Source organism: Mesorhizobium sp. M7A.F.Ca.CA.002.09.1.1, from assembly GCF_003998555.1.
Classification (GTDB): domain Bacteria; phylum Pseudomonadota; class Alphaproteobacteria; order Rhizobiales; family Rhizobiaceae; genus Mesorhizobium; species Mesorhizobium ciceri.
On record NZ_RZRR01000373.1, the window covers coordinates 1 to 5,120 of the forward strand.

Below are 5,120 nucleotides of genomic sequence, written 5' to 3' on the forward strand. Positions count from 1 at the left end.
GCCCATGATCGGTGCGAAGAAGAACTGCATCGCCGCATAGACGAAGAACAGCCAGCCGCCTTCGATCGCCGCGCCGCTGATGCTGACCCCGGTCAATTCCCGGAGATAGGCCGGCAGCACCGGCATGATCATGCCGAAGCCGATAATGTCGAGCAGCAGCGTGGTGAAGACGAGCGCAAGGCCCCGTCTGGCGGTTTTGGGGTCGATCATGCAGGATCAAGCTCCTCTGCTCGCCCTCAGGCGCAGGCGGACGCACCTTATAGGCGAGCTCGCGGAAAGGAACAATGCAGGAACAGGCCGAATCTATTCATCCTGACACCACCTGACGGCAGCATCGCCGGCAGGTGAAGCTCGACAACGGTCTGGTCAGATCGGCCCACTCAGCGTGTTGCAATCCGACAGCTTGCCGCTCTTGTAACCACGCGCCAGCCAGGTCTGCCGCTGCTGCGAGGTGCCGTGGTTGAAGCTTTCCGGCACGACATAGCCCTGCATCTTCTTCTGCAGCGTGTCGTCGCCGATCTGCTTGGCGGCGTTCAGCGCGCTTTCGATGTCGCCCTGCTCCAATATGCCTTTCTGTCCGGTGTAGTGGGCCCACACACCGGCAAAGCAGTCGGCCTGAAGCTCGATTCGCACCGACATCTGGTTGGCCTCGACCTCGCCCATGCTCTGCCGCATCTGGTTGAACTTGGACATGATGCCGGTCAGGTTCTGCACATGATGGCCGATTTCATGCGCGATCACATAGGCGCGGGCAAATTCGCCCGAAGCGCCGAACTGCTGGTCGAGTTGCTGGAAGAAGGTCATGTCCAGATAGACCTTGTGGTCGCCGGGACAATAGAACGGTCCGGCCGCCGCGGAGGCAAAGCCGCAGGCCGAGCGCACCTGGCCGGAAAACAGCACCAGCTTGGGATCCTCGTAGGTCAATCCCTGCGACTTGAAGATGCCGGTCCAGGTGTCCTCGGTCTCGGCCAGCACGGTCGCCACGAACTGCTTCATCTCGTCATTGGCCGGTGTGGCACCGTTGTCCTGGCCGCTATTGTCGGTGATCTGGCCGCCGCCGCCCGGCAGCAGGCCGCCGTCGCCACCGCCCAGGATCGTCGAAGGATCGAAGCCGAAATACCATCCGGCCAGCACCACCAGGATGACGAGGAAGATGCTGCCGCCGCCACCGGTACGGCCGCCGATCGGAATGCGGAACTGGCCACCGCCGCCGCCGAGTCCGCCGCCGCCGCTGTCGCTGCGGTCGTCCTCGATATTGTCACTCTGACGACGGCCCTTCCAGAGCATGGCAACTCCTCGTGCAGCAAACCTCCCCGTTGCTCCGGGGCGACAAACAATTATCTCAACGGTTGCGCCAAGTCACAGCATTTTTCGATGGCCTTTTTGGCCACACGGGTTGCCTTGCGGCCAAGTTCGTTGTGGCGAGCGGCTCGGCGTGGCAATCGTCCCCGTGGCCTACAGCCGATCACGTAAGCCCGACAGAGAGCTAATCTTCCTGCTTGGCGCCGGCGCTCTTGCCGTCGGAGCTCTTCGAACGCTCCTCGAAACGCGCCGCGCCCTTTTTCAGCGGATGGCCGGTTTCGGCTTCGGTCTTGCGCTCATCCCTGGCCGCCGCCTGTTTCAGTCCCTCGGCTGCCTGCTTGCCCTTTGCCGCCGGCGTTTGTTCGATGCCCATCGTTTCCTCCCTTTCGCGCGCCAATCGCACGGATCTGGTGCAAACGTGTCTGGCGTGCGACGGTTCCGGCGACGCGGGAACTCTGGCGCTCAGCGCGCCGTCATCGCCTTGCGGAAGGCTTCCAGCGTCTCGGCGCTGACATGGTGCTCGATGCCCTCGGCATCGATGCGCGCTGTCTCCGCACTGACACCGAGCGAGCGCAAGAAAGCTTCCACCGTCTGGTGGCGGATGCGGCTTTCCTCCGCGACTTTGCGGCCGGCTTCGGTCAGGAACACGCCACGATAGGGCTTTCTCGACACCAGACCGTCGGCGCACAGCCTGGTCAGCATCTTGGCCACCGTCGGCTGCGCGACGCCGAGCCGTGCGGCGATGTCGACCTGACGCGCCTCGTTGCCGTCTTCGATCAGGTCGGCGATCAGCTCGACATAATCCTCGACCAACGCACTGCGGCGCGCTTCGCGCTGCTGCCGGAAGCCCTCCGAATGAATTTCGGCGTCGAGCAGCGGCTCGCGCGGAACTGGTCTGTTCTTCAGCACCAATACGCGCTCCTCCCAGGACTATTTGCCATCCATGCTTTCATAGCACGGGCTCTGATTCTTCAGGCCGTTTATTTGCATTCCGCCACAGGTGCAACCGGGGCTTCCGATTGCCGCTTCACCCGATGACCGCCAGCCGGATAAAAAGCAACGACAATGAAATATAGCATATTGCATAATGTTGAGCCATGGCATAGCTTAAGCCAACATCGTCCAGTCTCGCGGAAAGCCCTCCTTCATGTCCGAAGCCGAAGCCACAGCCTCCCGTTCCTCATGGCGGTTCGCCAGGCCCGACGAGGACGAGCAGCCCAGCCTGCGCGAAGTCAATTCCTCTATCGCCGTGCCGAACTCGGGCGTCTGGTTCCGTCGCCTGTTCGCCTTCATGGGTCCCGGCTACATGGTCTCGGTCGGCTATATGGACCCCGGCAACTGGGCGACCGACCTCGCCGGCGGCGCCCAGTTCGGTTACACGCTGCTGTTCATCATCATGCTGTCCAACCTGATGGCGATCCTTTTGCAGGCGCTGGCGGCACGGCTCGGCATCGCCACCGGCCGCGACCTCGCCCAGGCCTGCCGGGCCTATTATCCCCGGCCGGTGAACTTCGTGCTGTGGATCGCCTGCGAGCTGGCCATCATCGCCTGCGACCTGGCCGAAGTCATCGGCACCGCGATCGCATTGCAGCTTCTGTTCGGCATTCCGCTGATCGGCGGCGCCATGCTGACGGCGCTCGATGCCTTCCTCGTGCTGCTCCTGATGAACAAGGGGTTTCGCTATCTCGAAGCCTTCGTCATCGCGCTTTTGATCATCATCTTCAGCTGCTTCGCCATCCAGATCTTCGTCGCCGCCCCGCCGGCCGGTTCGATCCTGCATGCCATGTTCGTGCCGTCGTCGGAAATCGTCACCAATCCGGCGATGCTCTACATCGCCATCGGCATCATCGGCGCCACCGTCATGCCGCATAATCTCTATCTGCACTCCTCGATCGTGCAGACCCGCGCCTATGAACGCACCGACAAGGGCAAGCGCGACGCCATCAAATGGGCAACGACGGACTCGACCATCGCCCTGATGCTGGCTTTGTTCGTCAACGCCTCGATCCTGATCGTGTCCGCGGTCGCCTTTCACAACACCGGCCACCAGGACGTCGCAGAGATCGGCCAGGCCTTCGAGCTGCTGTCGCCGCTGCTCGGCCTCGGCATCGCCTCGATCCTGTTCGCTGTGGCGCTGCTGGCTTCCGGCCTGAACTCGACGGTGACGGCCACGCTCGCCGGCCAGATTGTTATGGAAGGCTTCCTGCGCCTGCGCATCCCCAACTGGGCACGCCGGCTGCTGACGCGCGGCCTCGCCATTATCCCGGTGGTGGTCGTCACCGCGCTCTATGGCGAAAAGGGCACCGGCCAGTTGCTGGTGTTCAGCCAGGTCATCCTGTCGATGCAACTGCCCTTCGCGGTCGTCCCGCTGGTGCAGTTCGTCTCCGACAAGAAGAAGATGGGCAATCTCGCCATTCCGCGCGGCGTCGCAGCCCTTGCCTGGGTGGTCGCCGCGATCATCCTGGTGCTCAACTTCAAGCTGCTCTACGACACCATGTTCGGGGTCGGCTGAGTTCCGCTTCGCCTGGAAACCAGCTGCCCTCTGCGCAGGGGGCAGCCTCGCGACAAATCGGCAATCCGCGCTATGTTTTCCGGCATCATGACCCGGATCGAAGACATCAGGAAATTCTACGCGCGGCTGCTGGCCGCCAATGCCGGCTCGCCCGACCCACGTCTGGAAGCGGCTTTCGCCGACGTGCCGCGCGAAGCGTTTCTCGGTCCCGGACCGTGGACGGTCGTCGCCGGCAACGGCAGGGTCACAACACCAAGCGCCGATCCGGCTCATATCTATCAGAACGTGCTGGTGGCGCTCGACGACGACAAGGGCATCAACAATGGCGAGCCATTCCTGCACGCCATGTGGATTGGAAAGCTTGAACCGAAACCCGGTGAGGCGGTTTGCCATATCGGCGCCGGCACCGGCTACTACACCGCCGTGCTGGCCCGGCTGGTTTCGCCAGGCGGCATCGTCACCGCTTTCGAACTCGACGAGAAGCTGGCCGATCTGGCGCGTCAAAATCTCGAAGCCTATGGCAATGCGACGGTGGTCCATGGCGATGCCGTGACGACGCCCCTGCCGCCATCCGACATCATCTATGTCAATGCCGGGGTCGCAGCGCCCCCGGCCGGATGGCTGAAGGCGCTGCGGCCAGGCGGCCGCATGATCTTTCCCTGGCGGCCGGCCGAGCGCGTCCCGCTGGCGGTGATGGTGACACGCACGCAAAAAGGCTTCGCCTGCGATCCGTTCATGCGGTCGTGGTTCATTCCCTGTGTCGGCGCCTCGGTCGCGGACCCCGCGGCGATGATCCCCACCGGCGAGCAGGCCGCGCGCAGCCGCTCGATCTGGCTGGCGCAGGACAGGGCGCCGGACGACACCGCCACCGCCATATCAGGCGATGTCTGGTTCTCGTCGGAAAATCTCCACACCGAGCCTCGCAAGCAACGGTGATTTTCCAAAATTTCGTCCTGTCCTGTCGGACCGGTGGCTCGTCGCCCGTCCTTGGGCTGAAGTCCGCCGCGACGGCGTGGACCGAAGAACGGGAGCATTGGAATGAGAAAGATCATCTCTGCGACATTCATCAGCCTCGACGGCGTCATGCAGGCGCCCGGCGGCCCGCAAGAGGATCCGGTCGGCGGCTTCAAGTTCGGCGGCTGGACCTTCCATTACTTCGACGAGGCGGGGGGCGCGGCGATGGATGAACTGTTCTCCAAGCCTTTCGCCCTGCTTCTCCGCCGCAGGACCTACGATATCTTCGCCGCCTACTGGCCATATCAGAAAGATCCGATCGCGGATGCCTTCAACCCTGCGGCCAAATATG

General features: G+C 63.1%; 5 protein-coding genes and 2 pseudogenes. 3 read left to right on the forward strand and 4 right to left on the reverse strand.

The window, feature by feature from the left end; translation table 11 throughout:
* The 4 genes and pseudogenes from EN994_RS17160 to mntR form a co-directional block, all read right to left on the reverse strand.
* Window positions 1-210, reverse strand: a pseudogene (locus EN994_RS17160) (TCR/Tet family MFS transporter); the annotation flags it as partial.
* Between the two features lie 156 nt (window positions 211-366).
* Complete coding sequence (locus tag EN994_RS17165; RefSeq protein WP_013530123.1) at window positions 367-1,287, reverse strand: neutral zinc metallopeptidase; 921 nt, start codon at window positions 1,285-1,287, stop codon at window positions 367-369.
* Window positions 1,288-1,486: 199 nt separating this feature from the next.
* A complete protein-coding gene (locus tag EN994_RS17170) occupies window positions 1,487-1,675 on the reverse strand; it encodes a hypothetical protein (protein ID WP_013530122.1) in 189 nt (62 codons plus the stop codon).
* Window positions 1,676-1,764: 89 nt separating this feature from the next.
* Entirely contained in the window at window positions 1,765-2,214 is a 450-nt protein-coding gene (gene mntR / locus EN994_RS17175) for a manganese-binding transcriptional regulator MntR (protein WP_024504117.1), read from the reverse strand.
* A gap of 235 nt (window positions 2,215-2,449) precedes the next feature.
* Between mntR and EN994_RS17180 the strand changes: the two genes are divergently transcribed.
* The 3 genes and pseudogenes from EN994_RS17180 to EN994_RS17190 all read left to right on the forward strand — a co-directional run.
* Window positions 2,450-3,814 (forward strand): Nramp family divalent metal transporter, encoded by a 1,365-nt coding sequence (locus EN994_RS17180; protein WP_013530120.1) that lies wholly within the window; start codon window positions 2,450-2,452, stop codon window positions 3,812-3,814.
* 87 nt (window positions 3,815-3,901) lie between these two features.
* Entirely contained in the window at window positions 3,902-4,750 is an 849-nt protein-coding gene (locus EN994_RS17185; protein WP_063170313.1) for a protein-L-isoaspartate O-methyltransferase, read from the forward strand.
* A 102-nt stretch (window positions 4,751-4,852) separates the two neighbouring features.
* Window positions 4,853-5,120: pseudogene (locus EN994_RS17190) on the forward strand (dihydrofolate reductase family protein); the annotation flags it as partial.

What these genes read in the sequence shown, in the direction of transcription:
- EN994_RS17165 (WP_013530123.1), bottom strand. Translation starts at nt 1,287, where the DNA reads ATGCTCTGGAAGGGCCGTCGTCAGAGTGACAATATCGAGGACGACCGC.
- EN994_RS17185 (WP_063170313.1), top strand. Translation starts at nt 3,902, where the DNA reads ATGACCCGGATCGAAGACATCAGGAAATTCTACGCGCGGCTGCTGGCC.
- EN994_RS17180 (WP_013530120.1), top strand. Translation starts at nt 2,450, where the DNA reads ATGTCCGAAGCCGAAGCCACAGCCTCCCGTTCCTCATGGCGGTTCGCC.
- EN994_RS17170 (WP_013530122.1), bottom strand. Translation starts at nt 1,675, where the DNA reads ATGGGCATCGAACAAACGCCGGCGGCAAAGGGCAAGCAGGCAGCCGAG.